This is a genomic window from Mucilaginibacter galii (genome assembly GCF_014635825.1).
GTDB classification, from domain to species: Bacteria; Bacteroidota; Bacteroidia; order Sphingobacteriales; family Sphingobacteriaceae; genus Mucilaginibacter; species Mucilaginibacter galii.
In genome coordinates this window covers 273,249-300,059 of sequence record NZ_BMDO01000006.1, presented here as the reverse complement: position 1 = coordinate 300,059, position 26,811 = coordinate 273,249, and the positions used below count along the sequence as shown (strand labels likewise).

The 26,811-nt window shown below is 41.8% G+C and carries 33 protein-coding genes; 25 read left to right on the top strand and 8 right to left on the bottom strand.

Annotation, left to right across the window (positions count from 1 at the left end; genetic code table 11):
* Window positions 1–9: 9 nt before the first annotated feature.
* The 4 genes from IEV61_RS12865 to IEV61_RS12850 all read left to right on the top strand — a co-directional run bounded on the left by IEV61_RS12865 (window position 10) and on the right by IEV61_RS12850 (window position 3,169).
* On the top strand, window positions 10–759 hold the full coding sequence (locus IEV61_RS12865; RefSeq protein WP_262890603.1) for a prolipoprotein diacylglyceryl transferase: 750 nt from the start codon (window positions 10–12) through the stop codon (window positions 757–759).
* Window positions 752–2,152 carry a radical SAM protein gene (locus tag IEV61_RS12860; RefSeq protein ID WP_188417283.1) on the top strand — a complete coding sequence of 467 codons (1,401 nt, stop codon included), beginning with the start codon at window positions 752–754 and terminating at the stop codon, window positions 2,150–2,152. The genes IEV61_RS12865 and IEV61_RS12860 overlap by 8 nt, the downstream gene beginning before the upstream one ends.
* Window positions 2,152–2,424, top strand: a complete 273-nt coding sequence (locus tag IEV61_RS12855; protein ID WP_188417281.1) for a hypothetical protein — start codon at window positions 2,152–2,154, stop codon at window positions 2,422–2,424. The genes IEV61_RS12860 and IEV61_RS12855 overlap by 1 nt, the downstream gene beginning before the upstream one ends.
* Window positions 2,425–2,728: 304 nt before the next feature.
* Window positions 2,729–3,169 carry a hypothetical protein gene (locus IEV61_RS12850; RefSeq protein ID WP_188417279.1) on the top strand — a complete coding sequence of 147 codons (441 nt, stop codon included), beginning with the start codon at window positions 2,729–2,731 and terminating at the stop codon, window positions 3,167–3,169.
* A 99-nt stretch (window positions 3,170–3,268) separates the two neighbouring features.
* On the opposite strand, the gene IEV61_RS12845 is transcribed toward IEV61_RS12850, so the two are convergent.
* On the bottom strand, window positions 3,269–3,844 hold the full coding sequence (locus IEV61_RS12845; RefSeq protein WP_188417277.1) for a DUF4276 family protein: 576 nt from the start codon (window positions 3,842–3,844) through the stop codon (window positions 3,269–3,271).
* Window positions 3,841–5,055: an AAA family ATPase gene (locus IEV61_RS12840; protein WP_188417274.1), complete on the bottom strand. Its 1,215-nt coding sequence runs from the start codon at window positions 5,053–5,055 to the stop codon at window positions 3,841–3,843. The genes IEV61_RS12845 and IEV61_RS12840 overlap by 4 nt, the downstream gene beginning before the upstream one ends.
* A gap of 185 nt (window positions 5,056–5,240) precedes the next feature.
* On the opposite strand from IEV61_RS12840, the gene rpsL reads away from it, so the two are divergent.
* From rpsL to rpsJ, 4 genes are all read left to right on the top strand, one after another.
* A complete protein-coding gene (rpsL, locus tag IEV61_RS12835) occupies window positions 5,241–5,666 on the top strand; it encodes a 30S ribosomal protein S12 (RefSeq protein WP_188417272.1) in 426 nt (141 codons plus the stop codon).
* 19 nt (window positions 5,667–5,685) lie between these two features.
* Window positions 5,686–6,153 carry a 30S ribosomal protein S7 gene (rpsG, locus tag IEV61_RS12830; RefSeq protein WP_188417271.1) on the top strand — a complete coding sequence of 156 codons (468 nt, stop codon included), beginning with the start codon at window positions 5,686–5,688 and terminating at the stop codon, window positions 6,151–6,153.
* Window positions 6,154–6,248: 95 nt separating this feature from the next.
* The gene (gene fusA, locus IEV61_RS12825) at window positions 6,249–8,351 is read left to right on the top strand and encodes an elongation factor G (RefSeq protein ID WP_188417269.1); all 2,103 of its coding nucleotides are present in this window, start codon (window positions 6,249–6,251) and stop codon (window positions 8,349–8,351) included.
* Window positions 8,352–8,523: 172 nt separating this feature from the next.
* Entirely contained in the window at window positions 8,524–8,829 is a 306-nt protein-coding gene (rpsJ, locus tag IEV61_RS12820) for a 30S ribosomal protein S10 (protein WP_188417267.1), read from the top strand.
* A gap of 568 nt (window positions 8,830–9,397) precedes the next feature.
* On the opposite strand, the gene IEV61_RS12815 is transcribed toward rpsJ, so the two are convergent.
* Together IEV61_RS12815 and IEV61_RS12810 are read right to left on the bottom strand one after the other, a co-directional pair.
* Complete coding sequence (locus IEV61_RS12815; protein WP_188417265.1) at window positions 9,398–9,736, bottom strand: hypothetical protein; 339 nt, start codon at window positions 9,734–9,736, stop codon at window positions 9,398–9,400.
* 2 nt (window positions 9,737–9,738) lie between these two features.
* Window positions 9,739–10,446, bottom strand: a complete 708-nt coding sequence (locus IEV61_RS12810) for a hypothetical protein (RefSeq protein ID WP_188417263.1) — start codon at window positions 10,444–10,446, stop codon at window positions 9,739–9,741.
* A 244-nt stretch (window positions 10,447–10,690) separates the two neighbouring features.
* On the opposite strand from IEV61_RS12810, the gene IEV61_RS12805 reads away from it, so the two are divergent.
* Window positions 10,691–11,032: a hypothetical protein gene (locus tag IEV61_RS12805; RefSeq protein WP_188417261.1), complete on the top strand. Its 342-nt coding sequence runs from the start codon at window positions 10,691–10,693 to the stop codon at window positions 11,030–11,032.
* A 134-nt stretch (window positions 11,033–11,166) separates the two neighbouring features.
* Here IEV61_RS12805 and mltG read toward each other — a convergent pair whose 3' ends face one another.
* Complete coding sequence (mltG, locus tag IEV61_RS12800; RefSeq protein ID WP_188417259.1) at window positions 11,167–12,204, bottom strand: endolytic transglycosylase MltG; 1,038 nt, start codon at window positions 12,202–12,204, stop codon at window positions 11,167–11,169.
* A 179-nt stretch (window positions 12,205–12,383) separates the two neighbouring features.
* Window positions 12,384–13,826 carry a serine hydrolase gene (locus IEV61_RS12795; RefSeq protein WP_188417257.1) on the bottom strand — a complete coding sequence of 481 codons (1,443 nt, stop codon included), beginning with the start codon at window positions 13,824–13,826 and terminating at the stop codon, window positions 12,384–12,386.
* Window positions 13,827–14,137: 311 nt separating this feature from the next.
* Between IEV61_RS12795 and IEV61_RS12790 the strand changes: the two genes are divergently transcribed.
* Window positions 14,138–16,510 (top strand): ABC transporter permease, encoded by a 2,373-nt coding sequence (locus tag IEV61_RS12790; RefSeq protein ID WP_188417255.1) that lies wholly within the window; start codon window positions 14,138–14,140, stop codon window positions 16,508–16,510.
* A gap of 182 nt (window positions 16,511–16,692) precedes the next feature.
* Here the strand turns inward: IEV61_RS12790 and IEV61_RS12785 are convergent, their stop codons facing one another.
* Window positions 16,693–17,394, bottom strand: coding sequence for a hypothetical protein (locus IEV61_RS12785; protein WP_188417253.1), 702 nt, complete (start codon window positions 17,392–17,394; stop codon window positions 16,693–16,695).
* Between the two features lie 237 nt (window positions 17,395–17,631).
* On the opposite strand from IEV61_RS12785, the gene IEV61_RS12780 reads away from it, so the two are divergent.
* Window positions 17,632–18,891, top strand: coding sequence for a prephenate dehydrogenase (locus tag IEV61_RS12780; protein WP_188417251.1), 1,260 nt, complete (start codon window positions 17,632–17,634; stop codon window positions 18,889–18,891).
* Window positions 18,892–18,894: 3 nt separating this feature from the next.
* Here IEV61_RS12780 and IEV61_RS12775 read toward each other — a convergent pair whose 3' ends face one another.
* A complete protein-coding gene (locus IEV61_RS12775) occupies window positions 18,895–19,716 on the bottom strand; it encodes a hypothetical protein (RefSeq protein ID WP_188417249.1) in 822 nt (273 codons plus the stop codon).
* Between the two features lie 335 nt (window positions 19,717–20,051).
* Between IEV61_RS12775 and rplC the strand changes: the two genes are divergently transcribed.
* The 14 genes from rplC (at window position 20,052) to rpsN (ending at window position 26,647) form a co-directional block, all read left to right on the top strand.
* Window positions 20,052–20,669, top strand: coding sequence for a 50S ribosomal protein L3 (gene rplC, locus IEV61_RS12770; protein WP_188417247.1), 618 nt, complete (start codon window positions 20,052–20,054; stop codon window positions 20,667–20,669).
* Between the two features lies 1 nt (window position 20,670).
* The gene (gene rplD, locus IEV61_RS12765) at window positions 20,671–21,300 is read left to right on the top strand and encodes a 50S ribosomal protein L4 (RefSeq protein WP_188417245.1); all 630 of its coding nucleotides are present in this window, start codon (window positions 20,671–20,673) and stop codon (window positions 21,298–21,300) included.
* Between the two features lie 2 nt (window positions 21,301–21,302).
* A complete protein-coding gene (gene rplW, locus IEV61_RS12760) occupies window positions 21,303–21,593 on the top strand; it encodes a 50S ribosomal protein L23 (RefSeq protein WP_188417243.1) in 291 nt (96 codons plus the stop codon).
* Window positions 21,594–21,599: 6 nt separating this feature from the next.
* On the top strand, window positions 21,600–22,424 hold the full coding sequence (rplB, locus tag IEV61_RS12755) for a 50S ribosomal protein L2 (protein ID WP_188417241.1): 825 nt from the start codon (window positions 21,600–21,602) through the stop codon (window positions 22,422–22,424).
* On the top strand, window positions 22,424–22,690 hold the full coding sequence (rpsS, locus tag IEV61_RS12750; protein WP_076377419.1) for a 30S ribosomal protein S19: 267 nt from the start codon (window positions 22,424–22,426) through the stop codon (window positions 22,688–22,690). Before rplB ends, rpsS begins: the two co-directional genes overlap by 1 nt.
* Before the next feature lie 6 nt (window positions 22,691–22,696).
* Window positions 22,697–23,125 (top strand): 50S ribosomal protein L22, encoded by a 429-nt coding sequence (gene rplV / locus IEV61_RS12745; RefSeq protein WP_188417239.1) that lies wholly within the window; start codon window positions 22,697–22,699, stop codon window positions 23,123–23,125.
* A 6-nt stretch (window positions 23,126–23,131) separates the two neighbouring features.
* Window positions 23,132–24,028: a 30S ribosomal protein S3 gene (gene rpsC / locus IEV61_RS12740; RefSeq protein ID WP_188417237.1), complete on the top strand. Its 897-nt coding sequence runs from the start codon at window positions 23,132–23,134 to the stop codon at window positions 24,026–24,028.
* Window positions 24,029–24,076: 48 nt separating this feature from the next.
* Window positions 24,077–24,499 carry a 50S ribosomal protein L16 gene (rplP, locus tag IEV61_RS12735; protein WP_188417235.1) on the top strand — a complete coding sequence of 141 codons (423 nt, stop codon included), beginning with the start codon at window positions 24,077–24,079 and terminating at the stop codon, window positions 24,497–24,499.
* 131 nt (window positions 24,500–24,630) lie between these two features.
* Window positions 24,631–24,840, top strand: coding sequence for a 50S ribosomal protein L29 (rpmC, locus tag IEV61_RS12730; RefSeq protein ID WP_188417233.1), 210 nt, complete (start codon window positions 24,631–24,633; stop codon window positions 24,838–24,840).
* A 16-nt stretch (window positions 24,841–24,856) separates the two neighbouring features.
* Window positions 24,857–25,114, top strand: coding sequence for a 30S ribosomal protein S17 (gene rpsQ, locus IEV61_RS12725; protein ID WP_188417231.1), 258 nt, complete (start codon window positions 24,857–24,859; stop codon window positions 25,112–25,114).
* Between the two features lies 1 nt (window position 25,115).
* Window positions 25,116–25,484: a 50S ribosomal protein L14 gene (gene rplN, locus IEV61_RS12720; RefSeq protein WP_188417229.1), complete on the top strand. Its 369-nt coding sequence runs from the start codon at window positions 25,116–25,118 to the stop codon at window positions 25,482–25,484.
* Between the two features lie 2 nt (window positions 25,485–25,486).
* Window positions 25,487–25,816 (top strand): 50S ribosomal protein L24, encoded by a 330-nt coding sequence (rplX, locus tag IEV61_RS12715; RefSeq protein ID WP_188417227.1) that lies wholly within the window; start codon window positions 25,487–25,489, stop codon window positions 25,814–25,816.
* Window positions 25,816–26,385: a 50S ribosomal protein L5 gene (gene rplE, locus IEV61_RS12710; RefSeq protein ID WP_188417225.1), complete on the top strand. Its 570-nt coding sequence runs from the start codon at window positions 25,816–25,818 to the stop codon at window positions 26,383–26,385. The genes rplX and rplE overlap by 1 nt, the downstream gene beginning before the upstream one ends.
* Window positions 26,378–26,647: a 30S ribosomal protein S14 gene (gene rpsN / locus IEV61_RS12705; RefSeq protein WP_188417223.1), complete on the top strand. Its 270-nt coding sequence runs from the start codon at window positions 26,378–26,380 to the stop codon at window positions 26,645–26,647. Before rplE ends, rpsN begins: the two co-directional genes overlap by 8 nt.
* Window positions 26,648–26,811 lie beyond the last annotated feature (164 nt).

Sequence of the window (26,811 nt, the reverse complement as noted above, 5' to 3'; positions counted from 1 at the left end):
TATAATGTTTTGCATTTTCCGCTAAATATCCCGCTCGGTAAGTCCGAAATCTCTATCCATTTCTTGTGCGAAACCATCGCCTATGCCGCAGGCTACAGGTACTACACATATTTGCGCAAAAACGAGAAAGATACCATTAGCGACAATCACCGCATGATCATTTTTGTGGGTGCTGCCATAGGCGCTTTCTTAGGGTCGCACTGTTTGGGTATTTTAGAGCAGCCCCAAAAGCTTAGCCAAATGGACTGGATGTACTTTATGGCCAATACCACTATTATAGGCGGTTTACTTGGCGGCTTATTAGGAGTCGAACTTACCAAAAAGCAAATAGGAGTAACCGTATCTTCCGGCGATTTGATGGTTTATCCCATCATTGTAAGTATGATTATTGGCCGTACAGGTTGTTTTTTAGCAGGATTGACCGACGGCACCTACGGCACCCCCAGCAACCTGCCCTGGGCCATTAACCTGGGCGATGGCGTGCCCCGGCACCCTACCAGTTTATACGAAATGCTGTTTTGGGTGTTGCTTTGGCTGGCACTTGCAGGCTTAGAGAAGAGATACGAACTGGCTAATGGAGCCAGGTTTAAGATCCTGATGGTAGGCTACCTCATCTTTCGCTTTTGTATAGAATTTATAAAGCCCGGCTTTGTGTTTAATTTCGGATTATCGGTATTGCAGTTAGCAAGTTTGGCGGGTTTAGCTTATTATTACAAAGTAATTCTATATCCATCTAAAAACCTGAAAGCTTATGCCTGAGCGTCCGTACGTATATTATGATTTTACTATTAGTTTATGCTCTACCTGCCTCAGGCGTGTTGATGCTAAAATAGTTTTTGAGGATGATAAGGTATACATGCACAAGAACTGCCGTTTTCACGGCTTTGAAAAAGTGCTGATAGCTACCGATATTGAATACTACAAAAACTGCCGCAATTATGCCAAGCGCAGCGAAATGCCGCTCAAGTTTAATACGGCTACCCATTACGGCTGCCCGTACGATTGCGGCCTGTGCCGCGACCATGAACAGCATTCTTGCTTAACCGTTATTGAAGTGACAGACCGCTGCAACCTGGCTTGCCCAACCTGCTATGCCATGTCGTCGCCCCATTATGGTCGCCACCGCACGCTGGGAGAGATTGAGCAAATGCTCGATGTGATTGTAGCCAACGAGGGTGAGCCCGATGTAGTGCAGATAAGCGGTGGCGAGCCCACGGTACACCCGCAATTTTTTGAAATACTGGATATTGCCAAACGCAAACCCATTAAGCACTTGATGGTAAATACAAACGGCATTCGTATAGCTAAAGACGAAGCTTTTGTTGCACGACTGGCCACTTACGCGCCCGATTTTGAGATCTACCTCCAATTTGATTCATTTAAGAAAGAAGCCTTAGAGCAATTACGTGGCGAAGATTTGCGTGAGGTGAGGAGCAAAGCTATTGAAAATCTGAATAAATACAACCTGTCTACCACGCTGGTGGTTACCCTGCAAAAGGGTTTAAACACCGATGAGATAGGTAAAATTATAGAATACGGCTTGCAGCAGCGTTGTGTAAGGGGCGTTACCCTGCAACCCACCCAACAGGCAGGCAGGTTAGAAAACTTTAACCCCGCAACAGACCGTTATACCATGACCGAAGTACGAACGGCCATATTAGAGCAAACCGATATTTTTACCGCAGCCGACTTACTGCCTGTGCCCTGTAACCCCGATGCGCTGGTGATGGGTTATGCCCTTAAACTGGGCGACTGTGTGTTCCCGCTTACGCGGATGATAGACCCGAACGACCTGCTGGATAACTCGCGCAATACTATTGTTTATGAGCAGGACGAGTTGTTGAAAAGCCATTTGCTGCACATGTTCAGTACCGGTAATTCGGTAGATGTTGCTAAAGAGCACTTAAAATCTATCATGTGCTGCCTGCCGGATATTGATGCGCCGGGGTTGAGTTATGACAATTTATTCCGGGTTATTATTATGAACTTTATTGATGCACAGAATTTTGATGTGCGCGCCATCAAAAAATCGTGCGTGCACATCGTAAATAAGGATATGAACATTATCCCCTTCGAAACCATGAACCTCTTTTACCGGGATGATAAAGCAGCTTACCTCGAAACCTTACGAAACGAAATACCGGTAATGTAATGGAGCCTATTCAACCTAAAAAGCAACTGTCAGATATTGCCATCTTAGGCATAAATCTGGGCGTTTTTATATTATATACGTTGATGTGCCTCGCAGTTGAGCCCCAGGAAGGAGGTGTAGTTGCTTTTTTTATTTCCCTGTTTCATGGCCTGGTATCTACTGTAACAGCATTGGTAACTAAGCGTTGGGCCTGGTTTTTGGGCGCTGTTTTAGTGGTAGTCATTGGCTTTGGTACCTGCGTTAACAACTTCCATATGGGGAGCATGAATTAATAACGCTTTAAATTTCAGGATGGTTTGTTTCCGTTCGCTATTTAATAACTCAGTTCTATATCAAGTACAGTTTATTCAGTTAAGATTTAGGAACTGTACTGACAATGATAGCGAGTTTCTATCATTGCCTTGTTAGTATCTTATTTAAACGTTTGATGAAACTTGGTAACCGATGGCAGTTTTGGTGATGAGTGTTAATCGGTTTTATTGCGATTCAAAAAATAGTCAGTTGTTTAGCACAAAAATGTTACTTAAACCTTTGGTTCCGGTTTCTATCTATTCATTAAAATAAACAGAAAATAACATGAAAAAGATAATGAAATCCCTCGCCCTAATTGCCTTACTGGTATCTGCTTTTGTATTTGGCGCTCATGCACAAACCCAAGCCGGCCATGCAAAAGGTAAGTTTAAAGCTATTTTAACCGCCGACCAGCAAGCTATGCTGAAACAAAACAAACAAAAGCACAGAGAAGCGGCAAAGGCTTTCAAAGCTACTTTAACAGCTGAGCAAAAAGCTATCCTGGCCGATAAAGCCGTACCCCGTAAAGAACGTAAAGCCAAACTGGCCGCTACCTTAACCTCTACCCAAAAGGAAGTAATGGCTGCAAACAGAGTACAAAACAAAGCTAACCGCAAAGCTTTTGTAGCCACATTGACCGATGCCCAAAAAGCGCAAATGAAAGAGATATTTAAAGGCCGTCATGCCAAAGGGGAATTAAAACATAATAAACCCAGTAAAGTATAAACAGTAGATTGTTTGATTTGAGGTAAGCCGCTTAGCCCTGTTGGGTTAAGCGGCTTTTTTGGTGGTAATCAAAATCGTTAACTAAGTGGCAGAATTTTACTAAGGCTTCTTTAGCTTTTTTTCGAAATCAGCAATGAAATTTTTGAAGCACAAGCAGCTTTTCTCAATTTTATCAATGTCTAATAGCTTAAATAATTCAGGACAGTGGGCTTCTTTATATTGTTTATTAGTATGAGATGTTATACGCTTAAGTAGCTCTTTAGGCTTGTCTTGAAGCATGGGGTTACTTGAAAACTTATGATTGATTTTATAGATACTATTAAAAGTATCAATATCACCCAGTATTAGCGCTTCTAACTCCCATATATTTAACAGCAATATACCCTTGTTATTGATTACGGAATCTAAGCTTTTGAACCATCTTTTTCGTTCTTGAACTTTGGCGCTTTGTGATTCAAAAGCATCCAAGTCTCTAATGTAAATAACAAAACTGCACTTATTTTCAGTAAATTCTATTGGTAAACTTTTCCTCAATTTAGCACTTTCTAATTGATCTCCTCTTATTCTTCGTGCCAATGGAAGAAATTTTACTTTGTTGGAATACTTCTTCTCTAAAAGGTGTTTTATTGAAGCTGTATCATTTGGATCTTCTCCTACAAGGCCTACTCTTATCATTCTTCTAAATCTGAAAGCATCCAGTAATCGCTAAAAAAGCCAACCTCTTTCATGTACTTTTTTGCTTTTTTAATTTCAGTAGTTGTTAAATGTCTAATTTGAGTTCCCTTTTTCAGGTCGTAACTTGCAATTAATATACTGTCTAATTCATCTTTTGAAAGATGGTCTAAGGCTTTTGGAGAATGAGTGGATATGATTATTTGTTTTGTCTCTGATTGAGTCTTTAAAAAGTCCATTAAAAGATTGAATTGATGAGGATGAACTCCTAACTCAGGTTCTTCAATTAATACCAAACCGTTGGAGTAAGTGGTTTCAGCAATGATATAAAATAATCGTTTTGTGCCATCAGATAACTGAGACCAAGGCATCCAAATATTATTTACTTTAAATTCTATTCGGATATTATCTACGATGAGATTGTTATCATTATGATATAAATTCATGTTAGGACTAAATCTTACATCTTCAACCGGAGAATATAATTGAAGATTTTCTAAGATGGAGCCTTGTACTCTAAATTTATCTAAAATATCATCCACCTTAATTGTATTGAAGTCTATATCATTTTCCTCAAGTGCTTCAAAGTATGATTCTACTTCCAATATAATAGGTGTAAAAAAGTTCATGCTTTCAGGATAATCTAAGAAGCCGACAATTTCATCAAAATCATATTTTAAAGAACCTGGAGCGTTGATGAAATCTAATTTTTCAGGGGAATTAAATTTAATGATTAGAGAATATATTGGTTGATACCCCATTTTAGAAATAAGGATATTTTTGTTGTGCGAGTAGGCAATATTTTTGCCATTAAATTCAATCTTTTTTCTGACAGAGTATTTATTTAGATCATCTATTAAAAGCGTATCATCAATTAGAAACCTTTCTTTTACTCCAATTCTATCATCAATTTCATCATTATTAATAAAGTTGTTCTTTCGCAAAAATCTCTCTAATTCGAAACTGAAAAAGTGGTTATCGGTTGATAACAGTGTTATCTTAGCAAATTCAAATGAAATTTTATCTCTACTTCTGTTAAAATTAATTGCCTTGAATAGCAATTCAATTAAGTTTGATTTTCCAGAGCCATTTTTACCAATTAGTACGTTAAAATTTCTTTTAAAATCGATAGTTACATCTTCTATTGATTTGAACCCTTTAAGATGTACTTTGGAAAGATAAACTTTAGGGCGTTCAGATATTTCTTTTGGCATATCGTATTAAATACTTAATCAAAGGTATGACTTTAGTCTTAATTTAATGCTCTAACAACCAACTGACTCAAAATTGACTTAATCCCCAAAAATACTTTTCTTCAACCACTTGATTATCAAAAATTAAGTGTGTACTTTTGCAGTCCTTAAAATAAGGTTAAAACAGTAATAATTAAAAGGAAGAAATGCCTACTATTCAACAATTAGTTAGAAAAGGTAGAGTAGCTATGGTCGACAAGAGTAAGTCGCCAGCGTTGGACAGCTGTCCACAGCGAAGAGGCGTGTGCACCCGTGTGTACACCACTACCCCTAAAAAACCAAACTCAGCAATGCGTAAAGTGGCCCGTGTGCGCCTTACTAACGGTAAAGAGGTGAATGCCTACATACCGGGTGAAGGTCACAACTTGCAGGAGCACTCTATCGTGTTAATCCGCGGCGGTCGTGTTAAAGATTTACCAGGTGTACGTTACCACATCATCCGTGGTGCACTGGATACTTCGGGCGTAGCCGGTCGTAACCAACGTCGTTCTAAATATGGTACTAAACGTCCTAAACCAGGTCAGGCTGCAGCAGCAACCAAAGGTGCACCTGCTAAAGGCAAAAAGAAATAATTAAAGGAGGATAGTAACAATGAGAAAGTCGAAACCAAAAAAGAGAATCCTTCTTCCTGATCCTCGTTTTAACGATGTGATGGTAACCCGCTTTGTAAACAACATGATGTATGATGGTAAGAAATCTACCGCATACGGCATTTTTTACAACGCTGTTGATATTGTTGAGAAAAAAATTAGCGAAAGCGGTTTAGAAACCTGGAAAAAAGCGTTGAATAACGTTATGCCTGCTGTTGAGGTTAAATCTCGCCGTGTGGGTGGTGCTAACTTCCAGGTACCTACCGAGGTTCGTCCGGAGCGTAAAATTGCTTTGGGTATGAAATGGTTAATCAGCTATGCCCGTCGTCGTGGAGAAAAAACCATGATGGAGAAATTAGCCGGAGAAATCATCTCAGCTGCTAAAGGTGAAGGTGCTGCCGTGAAGAAAAAAGAAGATACGCACAAAATGGCTGAAGCCAACAAAGCGTTCTCTCACTTCCGTTTCTAAAATAATGAGTGAATTTTGAATGAGTGAGTGAGTGAATAGAGGAGTTTAAATACTCGCTCATTCACTCATTTACTCATTCACTCAATAAAACATACATGTCAAGAGATCTTAGATATACAAGAAACATTGGTATTGCCGCTCACATTGATGCCGGTAAAACCACTACTACCGAGCGTATTCTTTACTATTCGGGCGTTAGCCATAAAATAGGCGAGGTACACGAAGGTGCTGCTACAATGGACTGGATGGCTCAGGAGCAGGAGCGTGGTATCACTATCACCTCGGCTGCTACTACCGTAAACTGGAAGTACAGAGACCAAAATTACCACATTAACATTATTGATACCCCTGGTCACGTGGATTTTACCGTTGAGGTAAACCGTTCATTACGTGTACTGGATGGTTTGGTTTTCTTGTTTTCTGCTGTTGATGGTGTTGAGCCACAATCAGAAACCAACTGGAGACTTGCCAACAACTACAACGTTGCCCGTATAGGTTTCGTTAATAAAATGGACCGCTCTGGTGCCGACTTTTTAAATGTTGTAAAACAAGTAAAGAGTATGTTAGGTAGTAACGCCGTGCCTTTGCAGTTACCTATCGGTGCTGAAGAAAGCTTTAAAGGTGTTATCGACTTAATTAACTTCCGTGGTATTGTTTGGAATGAGCATGATAAAGGTATGACCTTTACCGAAGTGCCTATCCCTGATGATATGCTGGAAGAAGCAACTGAGTGGAGAGAAAAATTACTCGAATCGGTAGCTGATTATGATGAGAGCCTGATGGAGAAATTCTTCGATGCTCCTGAAACTATTACTGAGCGTGAAGTATTAGACGCTTTACGTAAAGCAGTTTTAGATGCTAAGATCGTTCCTATGGTTTGCGGTTCATCTTTCAAAAATAAAGGTGTACAAACCATGCTTGATTACGTGATGGAATTATTGCCTTCACCTATGGATGTGGAAGGTATCATTGGTACCAACCCTGAAACCGGCGAAGAAATTCTGCGTAAGCCTGATGTTAAAGAGCCATTTGCAGCGTTAGCGTTTAAAATCGCAACCGATCCTTTCGTAGGTCGTTTATGCTTTATCCGCGTATACTCAGGTAACTTAGATGCAGGTTCGTATGTACACAACATGCGTTCAGACAATAAAGAGCGTATCTCACGTATATTCCAGATGCACGCTAACAAGCAAAACCCGATCCCTAACGTAGGTGCCGGTGATATTGCTGCGGTAGTAGGCTTTAAGGATATTAAAACAGGTGATACCCTGTGCGATGAGAAACACCCGATCATTCTGGAATCTATGAACTTCCCAGAGCCGGTTATCGGTTTAGCTATTGAGCCTAAAACACAGGCCGACGTAGATAAATTAGGTATGGCTTTAGGTAAATTGGCCGAAGAAGATCCAACCTTCCGTGTTAACTCTGATGAAGAAACCGGCCAAACCGTTATTTCGGGTATGGGTGAGCTTCACTTGGATATTATCATGGACCGCTTAAAACGTGAGTTTAAAGTAGAGGTTAACCAGGGTGCGCCACAGGTTGCTTACAAAGAGTCTATCACCGGTACTATACAGCACCGTGAAACTTATAAGAAACAAACCGGTGGTCGTGGTAAATTTGCCGATATCCAGGTTATCTTATCACCAAACGATGAAGGTAAAGAAGGTTTACAGTTTGTGAACGAAATCAGCGGTGGTTCAATCCCTCGTGAGTTTATTCCATCTGTAGAAAAAGGCTTTGCTGCTTCTATGGTGAATGGTGTATTGGCAGGTTACCCGTTAACCAGCTTAAAGGTTCGTTTAATTGATGGTTCATTCCACGCGGTCGATTCAGATGCTTTATCGTTTGAGTTAGCTGCTAAGATGGCTTACCGTGAAGCATTGCCAAGATGTAAACCGGTATTGCTGGAGCCTATCATGAAAATCGAGATCTTAACTCCTGAAGAAAACATGGGTGACGTGATCGGTGATATGAACCGTCGTCGTGGACAACTGTTAGGTATGGATAGCCGCGCAGGTGCACAGGTAATTAAAGCTACCGTGCCTCTTTCTGAAATGTTTGGTTATGTAACTCAGTTACGTACCATTACTTCGGGCCGTGCAACTTCAACCATGGAGTTTGACCACTATGCAGAAGCACCACGCAACGTTCAAGAAGAAGTAGTTGCTAAAGCTAAAGGTAAGAGAAATTCGTAAATGAATTAGTTATTGAGTTATTAGGTTATTGATTGCTCCGGTTGTCCTAACTTAATAACTCAGTAGCAAAATAACTAAATAACCAACCAACTGTAATAAATAGCTCTTACAGAGGTTACCAAACAAATCAGTGAAATCATCTTAATCGGTGAAATCACACAAAAACAAAATAATGAGCCAAAGAATCAGAATTAAACTGAAATCTTACGACTACAACCTGGTTGACAAATCAGCAGAAAAGATCGTTAAGACTGTAAAGCCAACCGGCGCTATCGTTAGCGGACCGCTTCCTTTACCAACTGAAAAGAAAATCTTTACAGTGTTGCGTTCACCGCACGTAAACAAAAAAGCACGTGAGCAATTCCAACTTTGCAGCTACAAGCGCTTATTGGATATCTACAGCTCTAACTCTAAAACTGTTGATGCGTTGATGAAACTTGAATTGCCAAGCGGTGTTGAAGTTGAAATCAAAGTGTGATAGTACCGGAAGATACAAAAACAAAAGGCCGCCTTGTAAAAGGTGGCCTTTTGTTTTTTAAAGGGTTTTGTGTCGCCATTAAGACAGTCTCAAGCGTCAGGAAGCACTTGTGTCATTTCGAGTGATAACGAGAAATTCTGTACGAGCAGCGCGTAGCCAACCTGTCTTCTGTATAGGATATCTCACTATCGTTCGATGACAGGTAAGGTGTTCATTGTCATTCAGCCTAAGGTTGGTGTTATCACCAACCTTGTAAGTGGTGCGGTGATAACACCGACCACAGGCTAAACGAGAAATCCTGTACGAGCAGCGCGTAGCCAACCTATCTACTGTATAGGATATCTCACTATCGTTCGATATGACAGGTAAGGTGTTCCTTGTCATTTCGAGTGATAACGAGAAATCTGGCAACTATTTAAAAGGCTGCAACATGCACACCCGAACAGGATATCTCACTATCGTTCGATATGACAAGTTTTCAGCCTAAGGTTGGTGTTATCACCAACCTTCAAAGCGACAGGTAAACCGTCTAAGTGGTGCGGTGATAACACCGACCACAGGAGACCTATCACCCTTCCACTTTCATTTTCTCCAGTCGTCTATAGTTATGTACGCCCAGGTAGGCAAAGCCAACCCCGCATAAGAATAGTATACCGCTCAATATCCATTTACCGCCTACCTTATACAGAATCCATTCAATGCTGGTTAATGATACCGTGCCGCCCATAACTTCGGCCATGTTAATTTCGTGCCAGCGGTACCAGGCAAAATAGCAAAGGCCTATTCCAAACAATAAGCCCACTACCATAGAAGGCCAGGTGCGCTTTGAGTGCTTTCCGTAATACTCATAATCGGCATAGGGGTTGCCAAATTGCATTTTCCGGTTCTTGTTCTCTTCTAAAGCCATGGTTAATATTTTTTATATAATTGACCGTCACGATATAAACTCCATACAATACCGTACTGTGTCGGCTGCGTATTGTACATAAACATGTCCGACGTTTGTGCCTGTTTAATTGAAAAAGCTATGGGCGTTTTTTCATAGGCATCATCTGCAACCGGAATTTCATCCCATTGCTTCATGTCTTTCATATCGGTTAAGTGAACGGTCGACGGGTACATGTAAATGCTGTCGCCACGGGTGCTGGCCACCTTAAAATAGGTGTAGTTGGTATTCGTCCCATCCGATTGATTGATTTGGAAAATATCGCCCTTACGCGGGTGAGCAATAGCTTCTTTAACCAAAGCCTGGTTACCCTGCTGCTTATTGCCCTTAACTTTAGTAACCAGTATTATAGCACCAACAATTGCAACCATGGCAAGCGGGAAAACAATTAAACCACGGTATAACCTGCGCGGGGTTTTTAATTCTCTTTTGTGAAGCTGAAACACAGTGTCCATCTCATCCGTCCATCTTACTGCGGGGACGTGGTTTTTACAATGGTCGCAAAATGCCATAGCAAATTTACCCGACGGGGCAATTGGCCCAAATACCCAGGCATACTTTTGCATAAAGTTCATTTCCATATGGCCTGCGGTATGGCAAAGCGGGCAGGTAATTTCCGGAACAGCTACCGTTTTGTGAGGATGATTGCGTATCTGGTAATAAAAAAACATATTAAAGAAGCGGTTAAGTTGAATAGCTTCTAACTATCAAAAACAAAATTTGTTTATAGCTAATGAGTAATTATTCAGCTATTGAGCGAAGTTTTAGTAGGCTTTACGTGGCCATATATTGCAATAATTTTTGAAAAATTTACTGCGCCTGATCAGCTTTATGTAGCTTTGATAGCTAAAGCTTAGTGCAATAAAGCTGAAGATATGTTTGTGAAGCAAATGTTAAAATGGGAGGATTAAACAAATGATGAGAATAATATTGACATGCTCGCTATATTTTATGCTGTTATTTGGCTACCAGCATGTTGAAGACAAATTTGTGGGCAAGTGGAAGCCTGCCAACAAGAAACTGTCTTATGAGAAAGATTGGTTTTTGATCCGTAAAAAAGGTAACCAGTATATCGTGAGTAAAGTATCAGATGCAGCCGAAAGGATTATTTTAACCTATAACAAGAAGGGTGAATTCTTGTCCGGAAATGTAAAGGGACTGGACCTTGAACTCAAGTACTTACCAGCAAAAGATCATCTTACACTTCTTGTCGTTGGAGATACCACCGTTCACATAGAACTCAAACGAGTTAATTAAATAATGTTGATTAAGCGCTCATTCAACCTAAGAATGATGTTTCCACACCTTTAAGTACAGAAAAGCATGTTTAAGTAGTGTGGCGATAATGCCGGCCACAGGTTGAAGGATGGATTGATTATTGTTTAGATCTATTATCTGCGTTCCTTTTGCAGCCAGGCTTGATAGGCAGCTTTTCCGCGTTCAAAAGCTGTGGCTGTTGCGTAAAACTTATGAGACTTGTCGTTTTTCTCTACGTTTAAGACGTAGTAAATATAGTTTGTGCTGGCCGGATGAAGAGCCGCTTTAATTGAGCTTTCAGAAATGGACGAAATTGGTCCCGGAGGAAGACCTACAACCTTTCTGGTATTGTAAGGAGAGTCTGACTCCAAATCACTTCTATTAATTACTCCATCCCAGCGGTTTTCCATTTTTGCTATGTATACGGCAGTCTGGTCTATCCCAAGCGGCATGCCTTTTTTAAGGCGGTTATATATTACAGAGGCTATAACAGGTCGTTCTGTGTCCAATCGCGATTCTGTTTCTATAAGCGATGCAATGGTTATCACCTGGTGCGGCGTCATATTGAGTTTTAACGCCCGGGCAGTATACTCCGGCTTCCAAACTTTTTTAAATTCTGCCACCATTTTATCGATTATAGCCTGGGTGGTAACAGAGCGTGGAAATTCGTAAGTGTTTGGATACATGTAGCCTTCCAGATTTTTAGCTTTCGGAGCTATATCTTTAATGAGCGAAACATCATCCATAAGGTTCAGTACCCCGTTTTCGCCCGTGGGTTGGTTTTGCGGAAATTGCTCAGTTATTCGCTTGGCGATATCAAAGCGGGTAAAACCTTCGGGAACGGTAAATTTCACAGTCCGCAGTTTTCCTTTGTTCAGCTCCCCAAGTACTTCAAGCGGTGTAATTGGTGAGTTAAATAAATATTCGCCCGCCTGCATCTTGTTGCCGGTACCGGTAATTTTCAAATATACTTTCAGCGGAATTTCACTGGAAATAATTCCTTCAGAAGTAAGCTTAATGAGTATTTGGCCTGGCGATGAGCCATGTGGAATTTGTATATACTGCTTGTTCTTATTGTGTGCGTGAGGGGAATGCAAAGATCTGTAAATCCAAAATGAAAACATGAGGATCGCAACAATTACAAATGCAACAAGAAATTTTAAAGCTTTCATCGAATGATAATGAATTTAAACGCAACATGAAATTAATATCGGCTCTAAGGTATAATAAGGGCCTTAAACTTCAGCGAAAAATTTAGTGTAGTCACTAACTTTTCAATTGAAAAGCAACCGTTTATGTGTTGATGACAGCGCCAACCACAAGTAAAGCTCACAAATGAAGAGAAAGCTTTCTATTTAATTCTTGGTGCAATGTTGGCAGCCCCATCTTGGTACAAGATCACTTTGGTAACCTTGCCTTTCTCTTTTACAAATTCCAGTTGCGCGTTTACTACCTTAATGTAGAACTTGCGGTCTGTTTCGGCAAAAATGGGGATACTGCTTTGGCCGGTTAGCTGTACCAGCAGTTGGTTAGCCTGCCGGTAAATGTTCAGGATCATGCCCGGCGCAAGCTGGTAGCGGCCAACGTAGCTCTGTAATATAGTTTGGCTTACTATCTTGTTCTTTTCTTCTACCGAGTTATACAGCCCTTTAAAGTTATACACCCGGGCAATGCTGTTCACAATTTCGGGTATAAGGCCATCACTTACCGAGTTTGTCATAATTACTACGCCGTTGCCGCCTTTTAGGCTACCGTAGTACAGGCTCCTGAAACCGTAGGTTAGCCCGTCGTGTCCAAAATAGTCCATCCCTTTTAAGCTATCTATAAAAACACCTAAACCGGCACGTTTATCAATAAAGGGCGTAAGCATTTTAGCGGCGAGGGTTTGTGGTATGATGCCGGGGTCTTTACCTTCAAAAGCCTTTTGTATCGCAAGAATAAACCGAGCCAAATTGGTAGGGGTGGTCCATAAGCCTGCGGCGGCTTGCTCGGGGTAAAAGTGATAGTTGCCGCCTTTAAATTTGCGGCCGCTTTCATCATAGCCCGAAGCTAATACTGCTGCCCTGGGTTTTACAACAGGTTGTTCAAAAGTACTGTTGCTCATCTCTAAAGGTTTCAACACTCTTTCATCCATCAGTTGCTCATAGGACTGGTGGGTAACATCCATGGCTATAAGTTGAGCTACGGTTACGCCGCCGCCTGAGTAGGCAAAGCCGGTGCCAGGCTTTTCTACCATACGCACTGGTGGCGAGTTGGCGGGCTTTTCACCATTCAGTACCTGTTGTACCGACGGTATGGGCTGCCCGGCCGTATAACCGCTAAAGCCCGATACATTGAGCCCGGCCGTGTGGCTTAATAGATTAGCTAAAGTAACTTTTGAACCTCCACTTTGAGCCAGTTTCCACGTGCTTAAGTAGTGGTTTACATCGGTATCTAAAGCAAGCTTGCCATCGCGCACCAGGGTGAGTATGCCCAGCGCATTTACCGATTTACTGATAGAACCTGCCTGGAAACGGGTTTGAAGCGTTACCGGTAAATGCTGCTCCTTATCGGCCCGGCCATAACCCTTTGCCCATGCTATTTTGTAATTACGAATAACGGCAATGCTCAGGCCGTTAATATGGTAATGGGCCATTCGTTCCTTAAGTGCCCACCCTGTAAAGCCCTTAGTATGTGTTGGGCCAATCAGGCTTTTTTCTACCCGTGCAATTTGTGGGTCAACAGCATTTTGTGCATTTGAAACGCAAGGCTGCATACACAAGGCCAGCACCGGAAGAAAAAAGGAGTGTTTCATAAATGAAGGCAAGGGTTTAAGTTTGAGACCTGAGTAAACAGCCTGTTGCTCAAAACTATCGTATTTTAAGCTTTATGTAAATTCATTTAACATCCTTTAACAAAATGCTGAGATGTTCTCTTGATACCGAACATTATGTGCTTTATTTGAATCTGAGAAAACAAGGATAACCATGTGCGGAAGCGCACGTACCTGTATCAAAAGCGGACGCTGTATGCTATGGATTTTGTTGTAAAATATTGATTGTTAGTTATATATATGAAAGGCATTATCTTGGTTACTAACAACATGGTAAAATAATCTTACAACACATGTTCAAAAACTACTTTAAAATTGCCTGGCGCAATTTGCTCAAGAATAAAGTGTATTCTTCTATTAATGTGCTGGGTTTAGCGCTGGGTATGGCCGTAGCCATCCTCATTGGCTTATGGATATGGGATGAGTTATCGTTTGATACCTATCACGATAATTACAAGACGGTAGCCCAGGTAAAAATTACGCAGGTTTTTAGCGGACATAATACTACGCACGATGCAGTTGCCGTTCCGTTGGCAGCCGAGTTGCATACCAAGTATCCTAATGATATAAAAAGGCAGGCATTAACTTCATGGAACGAAACCTTAAGCCTTAAAGCAGGCGATAAAAGCGTAAGCAGCATAGGACTATGGACACAGCCCGACCTTCCCGAAATGCTAACCATTAAGATGCTGAAAGGCAGTCGCAGCGCATTAAAAGATCCATCGTCTACGTTAATTGCGCAGTCGCTTGCGGTAGCTTTGTTTGGCAATGCCGACCCTATTAATAAAACCATACGCATTAATAACAAGGTGGATGTTAAAGTTGCCGGGGTATTTGAAGATATGCCTTACAATACCTCTTTTTATGAGGTGAAAATATTTAATGCCTGGGATAAGTTTGCCGAGATAGAACCCTGGATCAAAGATTTGGCAGGCAACTGGAATAGTCACAGTGTAAAGCTTTATGCTGAAGTGAACCATGCGGGTGATTTTGCAAGTATTAACAAAAAGATCAAAGAGATTGCTACGCCTCATGAGGTAGCGGGGGAGGATAAGGTGCAACTGCAGCCCATGACTAAGTGGCATTTGTATAACGACTTTACCGATGGTAAAGTTACCGGCGGGCGCATCAAGTTTGTATGGCTGTTCGGTATCATAGGTGTTTTTGTATTGTTGTTAGCCTGCATTAACTTTATGAATTTAAGTACCGCCCGGTCAGAGAAACGTGCTAAGGAAGTAGGCATCCGTAAATCAATAGGCTCATTGCGTTACCAGATCATAGCCCAGTTTTTAAGCGAATCGGTAGTGATGGCGCTACTGGCGTTCGTGTTATCCATCATCTTAGTACTGCTATTTTTGCCATACTTCAACCAATTATCAAACAAGCAAATACATTTGCCCTGGTTGAACCCGGTATTTTGGCTGGCGGCTTTAGCATTTACTGCATTAACCGGTTTAGTATCGGGAAGCTATCCGGCGTTATACTTATCAAGTTTTAATCCGGTTAAAGTGCTTAAAGGTACGTTTAAAGCAGGGCGTTTTGCAGCCCTGCCGCGTAAGGTATTGGTGGTTATACAATTTACGGTATCTGTTACCTTAATTATAGGAACCATTATTGTATACCAGCAAATTAACTATGCTAAAAACCGGCCGGTAGGTTACAAGCGCGAAGGTTTGATTGGTGTTGAAATTAACACACCCGAGCTGGTAGGCCATTATGACGCGCTACGTACCGACCTGCTTAAAACGGGTGCGGTGGAAAACATGGCCGAATCCTCAAGTCCGGCAACAACGATAAGCAGCAACCAGATAGGTTTTGAATGGAAAGGCAAAGACCCCGATGCCATACCCGTGTTAGGCACTATAGCCGTTACACATGATTATGGCAGCACCATTGGCTGGTCTATTAAAGAAGGCCGTGATTTTTCGCGCAGTTTTGCTACCGATTCATCGGGCGTGATCTTGAACGAAGCCGCCGTAAAATTAATGGGCTTTAAAAACCCATTGGGGCAAGTTATAAAGTATAACGATAAGCCGCTTACCGTTACGGGTGTGGTGAAAAATATGATCATGGAGTCGCCGTATATACCGGTGCTGCCATCTGTGTTTATGCTCAACTATGACTGGGCTAATGTGATCATCATCAAAATTAAACCGGGTATGCCTGTAAGAACTGCACTCACTAAAATCGAGGCGGCGTTTAAAAAGATCAGTCCCGATAATGCTTTCACCTACAAATTTACCGATACCGAATATGCACTCAAGTTTAACAGCGAAGAGCGCATTGGCAACCTGGCTACCTTTTTTGCCGTGCTGGCTATCCTCATCTCCTCGTTAGGCCTTTTTGGATTAGCGTCTTTCGTAGCCGAGCAGCGCACCAAGGAAATAGGGGTGCGCAAGGTGTTGGGTGCATCGGTGTACAACCTGTGGAGTATGCTCTCTAAAGATTTTGTATCGCTGGTATTAATTTCTTGTTTCATAGCGGGCCCGGTGTCCTGGTATTTTCTAAACCAATGGCTACAGGCCTACGAATACCGTACGGTTATCTCCTGGTGGATCTTCGCCGTGTCGGCCTTTGGAGCATTAAGTATTACCTTGCTTACCGTAAGTTTCCAAGCCATTAAAGCAGCGCTGGCCAACCCGGTTAAGAGTTTACGCACCGAGTAAAAAGCACTACTCATAAAAACAAAAAAGCTGCCCTAAAGCAGCTTTTTTGTTTTTATGAAATCACCGGCAACATCGTGCTACCTAAATAACTCTTTAAAAAGTCCATTTCTATTTAAATGAATAAATATGGAGTTTTTTGAAGTTTTGCCACACTTTAATGCGGTTATTTGCGGCCGAAAATGCTAACTTCTGCCTAAAAGTTCATCAATTTTGTTGCGTTCGGTTTGCAGTTCGCGGGCCAGTTTTTTCTCCTTGTCGTTAGCTTTCACTTTATAGGCTTTGTACTCTTCGTCCAGTTCTTCATATAGTTTAATACGGTATTTGGCTTCGCGCCTTGCACTGCCCGATTGTAGCAGAACAACGGTAGCCACTGCACCAAACACGATCACTAAACCCCACATAATAGTGTTGTATAATGTTTTGGTAACTGGTATGCCCAGTAAGCTAATAGCATCGGCTTTGGCATTAGATTCGGTAAGACTTTGTTCTTTCGCAGTAACGTCAGACTGTAATCCGGCTACGGTCTTGCCTTGAGCCGATAGCTTTTGCTGTAATTCTCTTGACTTCTTTCTTTCGGCTCGTAATGAGTCGGTTACGTTTTTATAAAATGCCGCCAAAGGTGGTTTTTGGTAATTATAAACCTTCGAGGCTACATATTGATATTGACCACTGAGGCTCTTATCTGTATTCACTGGAGCTGCCGGTTGACCGGCAAGGGGTTGTGTTCTGTAATCTGTTGCAGGCCTGGTCCAGGTAGGTTTGGCCCCCGGCTTGGCAATAGCCGGCTTTGCCTTTTTGGCCGAGTCTTGCGCCGATACCATGCCAACAGTGCCTGATAGGGTTATCGCCAATATTAAAGCCTTTAATGCTACGGATTTATTCATACAACAAGTAGTTAGTAATTACAAATAAACGCAACTGTATTTAATATGTCATATTTAGAATGAAAAAACATCGATTAAATTTAGACCTGCCAATTATGCTTAGGGTAAATAAGATTTAATGCTTCCCATTTATTGTTTGGGTATAGTGCAAGTATTACATTTACCACCTTATAATCATGATAACGGCCTTACTTACATAAAGGCGAATAGGGCGGTTATTTTCATATAAAGTTGAATATGCTGATAGGAATTATAGGTTTGGGCGATATGGGCAAGGTTTATGCTAAAGCATTTGCTAAAGCCGGTTACACGGTGCATGGCTGCGACCTGCCTCAAAACCGTGCTGCACTTGAAGAAGAGTTAGATCCATTAGGAATAAAACTTATAGATGATAGCAAGCAAGTGGCACGAATAAGCGACTTGCTCATTTACTCGGTAGAAGCCGATAGGATGGAAGAGGTAGTGGCTCAAAGCAGCGGTTCGGCTAAGTATGGTGCTATTATAGCCGGACAAACCTCCGTTAAGCATCCCGAAATAGCCATATTTGATAAATACCTGCCGGCCGATGCACAGATTGTTACCTTTCATGCCATGCATGGCGGTGGCTTTGAACCTGCGGGACAAAAACTCATCCTCATCCGTTACCGTGCAGATGATGCCGCCTATCAGCGTATGCTCGATCTGTTTACCTCCATTGGGTCAGACATTGTTGAACTGGCCGATTACCAGGAGCATGACCATATCGTAGCCGATACGCAGGCCGTAACGCACGTAGGGTTCGAGAGCATGGGTACCGCCTGGGCCGCTGCAGGTTTCTTTCCCTGGGAAAATGCTTCATACCTGGGTGGGATAGATAATGTTAAGATCTTGATTACACTGCGTATTTTTAGCTACAAGGCTCACGTTTATGCAGGGTTGGCTATACTCAATCCTTACGCCCGGCACCAGGTTAAGCGTTATGCGAAGTCGGAGTCCGAGTTGTTCAAGCTCATGATTCAAGAGGAAGAAAAAGCGTTCAGGGAGCGCCTTTACAAAGCGCGCGACTTTGTTTTTCATGAAAGCCGCAAACCCATTATGCTCAACGATGCCGTAATGGACGAATTTGCTTTTCATGGCAGTGCAGCTGAGCGTCGTCCAAACTCTCACTTAAGTATATTGAGTATGGTTGATGCCTGGTACCATTTAGGTGTTAACCCGTACGATAACCTGATAGGGCAAACTCCGCCATTCCGCTTGCGCCTGGGTATTGCCGAGTATTTATTTAAAAACGAAGATCTGCTCGAGGAATCCATCCAAACAGCATTATATGATAAGTCGATTAGGGGCGACGACCTGGAGTTCCATTCTGCCGTGCGCGAGTGGTCGTCTATCATCAACTATGGCGATATGGAAGGTTATAAAAAGCACTTTAACCAGGTACAAGCCTTTTTTAGCGACAGGTTAGCCGAAGGTCAAAAGCAAAGCGCAGACATGATCAGGCGATTAATGAAGGGATAGCAGTTATTTTGATTTATATATTACCGGATAATCTTTAAACGTTTGGCGCCAGTTTTCGATGGTTTTTGGTAGTTTATTTGCGTATTGTTTATCGTTCGTATAATAATTCACCCGCTCACTGTCCTCAATAACAGCTGCCCAAATATGTTTGGTCGAATCTATCATGATGATATTTTCCATTGATGTAAATAGGCCTCTTACTGCTCCCGAAATTACTTTGGCTTGCAGTTCGGCATCCAGGTTGTCACCGTCATAAGTGAGTTGCGTGCAGCTTACAAACGTCTGATAATCTTTGCCAACCAGTTTCCTGAAAACAGAATCTTCACTGGCGGTCAGCACCACTCTCATTGATGCCAATTCACTTTTTTTACTGGTCTTTGCAAGTGCTTTGGAGTTCGTATACTTCCCGTCAAAGGTTACCCCTATACCAGTGTAAGAATCGCAGCCATTGGCTTTAACAATAACCGAATCGGCCATTAAGGTGAAAGTTGCTTTACATGCCTTATCTTCGGTGGGCTCATAATATGCTACGTTACCTTTAATATAGGCTTTGCCCTCCATCTCGCCGGTATGTCCGCCGCTTTGTGCCCAAAGGTTAAATTCAATAGAATCTTTAATTATACGGGTAACTGTTAGTGATGCGCCGTCAAATCTATCATCTCTTTCCCATGTACCTACCCAGTGGGTATCGGCTGCTTTAACCGGTTCCTTTACAGGAGATGGTACGCTTTGTTTAGTTGTTTTTGAAGAATGGTTGCATGAAATGTATGTTATTGAAAATAATATACTTACAGGGAAATAAAAGTGTTTAATTAAAAGTTTCATGTTTGTAATAGGTTTGATGTTACTGCCAAAATATGATTTTTTAATATGTACAAATGTCAATTTATAAACTCTATAATTATCTCAGACTAATGTTTGCCCGCTTTATAAATTTTTGGTGCATTGCAGCAGTTGGGAAGACGCAGCATGATTCAACAACCCAAGCAGTAAAATCATGTTTGTATAGTGTTAATAATTAATCAGATAAACTTTGAAAAATAATTATGTAACTATTTGACGCATAATTAAAAATTCCTATCTTTGCCCTCCCTTAAACAGGGAAAATGCCTTGAACGAAGCCCTACTGCTTCGATGGGCAAAACAAACAAATTAAGAAAATGTCAGGAATTATTGGTAAAAAAGTAGGAATGACCAGCATTTTCGATGAAGCAGGGAAGAATATTCCTTGTACAGTAATCGAAGCTGGCCCTTGCGTGGTAACTCACGTTAAGTCTGTTGATACAGACGGATATGCAGCTGTTCAGCTGGCATATGATGAGAAGAAAGAGAAAAACACCTCTGCTCCCTTAAAAGGTCATTTCCAAAAAGCCGGTACTACGCCAAAACGTAAACTGGTTGAATTCAAAACTTTCGAAGACGAAAAAGCTCTTGGTGACACTGTTACCGTAGATATTTTCGCTACCGGAGATTTTGTGGATGTGGTTGGTACCTCAAAAGGTAAAGGTTTTCAGGGTGTTGTTAAGCGTCACGGCTTTAGCGGTGTGGGTATGCAAACTCACGGTCAGCATAACCGTTTACGTGCTCCGGGTTCATTAGGAGCCTCATCATGGCCATCACGCGTATTTAAAGGTATGCGCATGGCGGGTCAAACTGGTAACGTACGTGTAAAGGTTCAAAACCTTGAGGTAGTGAAGGTATTTGCAGAGCAAAACCTTATTGTTGTTAAAGGTTCCATCCCAGGAGCTAAGGGTTCATTTGTAATTGTGGATAAATAAGATGGAAATCAACGTATTAAATGTATCAGGACAAGAAACAGGTGCCAAGGTGCAACTGTCTGATACGGTTTTCGCAATCGAACCTAACGATCACGCTATCTACTTAGACGTTAAGCAATATTTAGCTAACCAACGTCAGGGTACACACAAGTCGAAACAACGTAACGAAATTGCAGGTTCAACCCGCAAATTACATAAACAAAAAGGTACTGGTGGCGCCCGTGCGGGTAGCATCAAATCACCTTTGTTTAACGGTGGTGGCCGTGTATTCGGTCCTCAACCGCGCGACTATAGCTTTAAGCTGAACAAAAAGCTTAAACAATTAGCACGTAAATCAGCCCTTAGCTACAAAGCTCAGGACAACAGTATAGTAGTATTAGAAGATTTCACTTTTGAGTCTGTAAAAACCAAAAGCTTCATTAAACTGGTTGCTGATTTAAACCTCACCAACGAGAAAACTTTATTGGTGCTGCCAGCTGCTAACAACAATATTTATTTATCAAGCAGAAACTTGAAAAAAGCCAAGGTAATTACTGCCGATCAGTTAAGCACTTATGATGTGTTGAACGCCGGTAAGTTATTATTAACTACAGGTTCTGTTAAAACTCTGGAGGAAGCATTCGCTAAGTAATCATGGAAGTACTAAGAAAACCCTTACTTACTGAAAAAATTTCTCTGCTTACTGAGAAACTGAACCGTTACGCTTTTAAAGTTGATCCAAGAGCTAATAAAATTCAGATCAAGGCAGCAGTTGAAGCAATGTATGGTGTAACTGTTACGGCAGTAAATACCATGAAATATGCCGGAAAATTGAAAAGTCGTTCTACTAAAGCTGGTGTTGTGTCTGGAAGGGCCGCCACATTTAAGAAAGCGATCATCACTTTGAAGGATGGTGAAACAATAGATTTTTATAGCACAATATAAAGAGAGATGGCAGTTAAAAGATTTAAACCGGTAACACCGGGTACCCGTTTCAGGGTAGGTGCTGATAACTCTGATATTACCACTAATGTTCCTGAAAAATCATTAGTAGTATCTCACAAAAGATCAGGTGGCCGTAACAACACTGGTAAAATGACCATGCGTTATTTAGGTGGTGGTCACAAACAATCATACCGTATAATTGACTTTAAACGCGATAAGTTTGATATACCTGCAACGGTAGCAACTATCGAGTATGATCCAAACCGTTCGGCTCGTATTGCCCTTTTACATTTTGTAGATGGCGAGAAAAGATACATGATAGCTCCAGAAGGCTTGACCGTTGGTCAAACAGTTCTTTCAGGTGCTGGCTCACCTCCAGAGGTGGGTAACACTTTACCTTTAAAGAACATCCCTTTAGGTTCTATCATCCATAACATTGAACTTAACCCAGGCCAAGGCGGTACAATTGCCCGTTCTGCCGGTACATACGCTCAGCTTTCGGCTCGTGATGGTAAATATGCCATCATCAAATTGCCTTCAAGCGAAACCCGTATGATCCTGTCAACTTGTTTAGCTACTATCGGTACCGTATCAAACGGCGAGAAAGCTAACGAAGTGTTAGGTAAAGCTGGTCGCAAGCGCTGGTTAGGTCGTCGTCCACGCGTTCGTGGTGTTGCAATGAACCCTGTCGATCACCCTATGGGTGGTGGTGAAGGCCGTTCATCAGGTGGTCACCCACGCTCACGTAAGGGCTTGTTAGCTAAAGGCTACAAAACCCGCGACAAAAAGAAAACATCTGATCGTTATATCATAGAAAGAAGGAAGAAATAATGGCACGTTCGATTAAAAAAGGACCTTACATTGATCATAACCTGGAAAGAAAAGTTCTGACCTTGAATGAATCAAGCAAGAAATCGGTTGTAAAAACATGGTCAAGACGTTCCATGATCTCTCCTGATTTCGTTGGTCATACATTTGCTGTACACAACGGTAACAAGTTTATCCCTGTGTATGTAACAGAAAACATGGTGGGTCACAAGCTGGGAGAGTTTGCCCCAACCCGTACATTCCGTGGTCACGCAGAAAAGAAAAAATAACAGGCAATGGAAGCAACAACAAAAATCAAAAAGTCTGTCTTAATCAGACAGCGCAAAGAGCAGGAGAAAGCTCAGCAAGGAGGAGCTTCGGTTGCCAAATTACAAAACTGCCCAACCTCGCCGCGTAAGATGCGCCTGGTGGTAGATTTGATTCGAGGTGAGCACGTAGTTAAAGCACTTAGCATTTTAAAGTTTACCAATAAAGAAGCCGCTATCCGCGTTGAGAAATTATTGTTATCAGCTATTAAAAACTGGGAAGCTAAAAACGAAGGTAAAAGCATTGACGATAGCGCATTATATGTAAAAGAAGTTTCAGTGGGTGGTGGCCGTCAGTTAAAAAGACTGCGTCCGGCTCCTCAGGGCCGCGGGTACCGTATCCGTAAACGCTCAAACCACGTTACTTTAATTGTGGATAGTAAAACTGAAATCAACTAATTAACAATGGGACAAAAAGCACATCCAATAGGTAACCGTTTAGGAATCATCCGTGGTTGGGATTCTAACTGGTTCGGTGGCAACAACTACTCCGATAAATTAGTTGAGGACGAAAAAATCCGCAAATATCTTTCGGTACGTATCGCTAAAGGCGGCGTATCTAAAGTAGTAATTGAGCGTACGTTAAAACGCATCACTGTAACTATTCACACTGCCCGTCCGGGTATCGTTATCGGTAAAGGCGGTCAGGAAGTAGATAAGATCAAAGAAGAGTTAAAGAAACTGACTAAGAAAGACGTACAGATCAACATTTTTGAGATCAAACGTCCTGAATTAGATGCTCAGTTAGTAGCCGAAGGTATTGCTAAGCAATTAGAAGCTCGTATCTCTTTCCGTCGTGCAATGAAAACCACGATAGCTTCAACCATGAGAATGGGTGCTGAAGGTATCAAGGTAATGACTTCAGGCCGTTTAGGTGGCGCTGAGATGGCACGTACCGAGCAATACAAAGAAGGAAGAATACCTTTGCATACTTTCCGTGCTGATATTGATTATGCACTGGCCGAAGCCTTAACTACTTATGGTAAAATAGGTGTTAAAGTATGGATTTGTAAAGGTGAGGTTTACGGTAAACGTGACCTGAGCCCTAACATTGGTTCAACCAGCAGCGCAAGCGGCAGAGGTGGACGCCCAGAAGGCGCAGCAGCGTATGGTGATAACCAACGTGGTGGCGACCGTCGCAACAGCGGTGGTGGTGATCGCAGAGGTGGTAATAACCAACGTGGTCCAGGTCAGGGTGGTGGTGCTAACCGTGGTCCAGGCCAGGGTGGTGGTAACCGCGGTGGACAAGGCGGAAGCCGTCCAGGTGGCCAGGGTGGTCAACGCCCAGGTGGAAACAGATAATTAATCAAAGTCGAGACAGACATCGTTTAGATATTAAAAGCTAATAAAATGCTACAGCCAAAAAGAACGAAGTTCAGAAAGATGCAAAAAGGCAGGATGAAAGGAGTAGCTTCTCGCGGAGCTGAGCTTTCATTCGGATCTTTCGGCGTAAAAACCCTTGAAGCGGCCTGGATTACCAGCCGTCAAATCGAGGCTGCACGTATCGCTGTAACACGTTTCATGAAACGTGAAGGCCAAGTGTGGATCAGGATATTTCCTGACAAACCCGTAACTAAGAAACCTGCAGAGGTACGTATGGGTAAAGGTAAAGGTGCTCCGGAATACTGGGTAGCGGTTGTACGCCCCGGACGGATCATTTTCGAAGCAGAAGGTGTGCCTATGGAAGTTGCTAAAGAAGCACTTCGCCTGGCCGCTCAAAAACTGCCGGTACAAACAAAATTTGTAGTACGTAGAGATTACGTAGAAGCATAGTGGATTGCAGGTTGTAAGTTGTGAGTTGCTTGTAAAAGCTTACAACCTGTAACCTCAATAATAATTAATAATAAGAAGATGAGTGACGTAAGCATCCAACTTACCTCTCACCGCTCAAAAACTCACAAACAATGAAAAGCTCAGAAATATCAGCGCTGTCAACTGAAGAGTTGAATGCACGACTTGGCGAGGAGAAAACTAATCTTACCAAACTGAAATTTGCCCATGCAGTTTCGGCCATTGAGAATCCTATCCGTATCAAAAATGTACGTAAGGAGGTTGCTCGTTTAAATACAGAAATAACCAAGCGTAAAGCGGCGTCAGCTTCTGAACAGCAATAATTTAAGCGTCGAAACAATGGAAGAAAGAAATTTAAGAAAAACACGTACCGGACTGGTAGTTAGCAACAAGATGGATAAATCTATCGTGGTTGCAGTAGAGCGGAAAGTAAAACACCCGATCTATGGTAAGTTCGTAAACAAAACTGCCAAGTTCATGGCTCATGACGAAGCTAACACTTGTGGTGTTGGTGATACCGTATTGATTATGGAAACCCGTCCGCTGAGTAAAAATAAAAACTGGAGATTAGTTCAAATTTTAGAAAGGGCTAAATAAGATGGTACAACAGGAATCGAGATTAACCGTAGCCGATAACAGCGGCGCTAAAGAAGTGTTGGTTATCCGCGTATTAGGCGGTACCGCTAAACGCTATGCCTCTGTTGGTGATAAAGTTGTAGTAACTGTGAAAAGCGCTATCCCATCGGGTAACGTAAAAAAAGGTACTGTATCTAAAGCCGTAGTAGTTAGAACTAAAAAAGAAATCCGTCGTAAAGATGGTTCTTATATCCGTTTCGACGATAACGCAGCTGTTTTGTTAAATAACCAGGATGAGCCAAGAGGTACACGTATCTTCGGCCCGGTTGCAAGAGAGCTACGTGAAAAACAATTCATGAAGATCGTTTCATTAGCACCGGAGGTATTGTAACAATGGAAAAGAAAATTAAATTAAAGATCCGTAAAGGAGATACGGTTAAGGTTATCGCCGGCGACTCTAAAGGTCAGCAAGGTAAAATTACCGAAATCATCGTAGATAAAAACCGTGCAGTGGTTGAAGGTGTCAACATGATATCTAAACACACTAAGCCAAATGCAGCTAACCCTAACGGTGGTATCGTTAAGAAAGAAGCCGCTATTCATATTTCAAACCTTGCACTGGTTGATCCTAAAACAGGTGAAACTACACGTGTAGGCCGTAAATTGAATGATGCCGGTAAATTAGTTAGAGTAGCAAAAAAATCAGGGGAGGAAATTAAATAATGTCTTACGTTCCAAGATTAAAATCCAAATACAAAGAGGAGATCCGCACCGCACTGAAAGATAAATTTCAGTACAAAAGCGTAATGCAGGTTCCAAAATTGGAGAAAATTGCTATCAACCAAGGTGTTGGTGCAGCTACTACTGATAAGAAACTGATTGATACTACCATTACTGAATTGGCCACAATTACCGGTCAAAAACCAGTAGCATCAAAATCTAAAAAAGATATCTCGAACTTTAAATTACGTAAAGGTATGCCGGTTGGTGTACGTGTAACTTTACGCGATAACAACATGTACGAGTTTCTTGACCGTTTAATTGCCGTAGCATTGCCACGTATCCGTGACTTCAAAGGCATTAACGATAAAGGTTTTGACGGAAAAGGTAACTATACTTTAGGTATTACCGAACAAATCATTTTTCCGGAGATTAATATTGACAAGATCAATAAAATACAAGGTATGGATATTACCTTTGTAACCTCGGCAACAAATGATGTTGAAGCATTAGAATTGCTTAAACAATTTGGTTTACCATTTAAAAATCAAACTCCTGTAAACAATGGCTAAAGAAGGTGTAAAAGCACGCGAAGTAAAACGTGCCAAATTAGTAGCAAGATATGCTGAAAAAAGAGCGGCCCTTAAAGCTGCCGGTGATTTTATCGGTTTAGATAAATTGCCTAAAGCATCATCACCGGTTAAATTGCACAACCGTTGCAAGCTTACCGGCCGCCCACGTGGTTACATGCGTCAGTTCGGTATTTCACGTGTTACATTCCGTGAAATGGCTTTAGCTGGCAAGATCCCCGGCGTAAAGAAAGCAAGCTGGTAATAATCAGCCTTACAGGTATATAAATTGCCGGTTGCAGGATGAGAATTTAATTCTTACCTTTGCGGCCGGCAATTTGCAACATATACGTGTAATTGCTAATACAAAAGAATTTTTAACCGATGGAAGGTCGTCGCCGGGAAGGCGAAGGAAACCGCCATCATAAT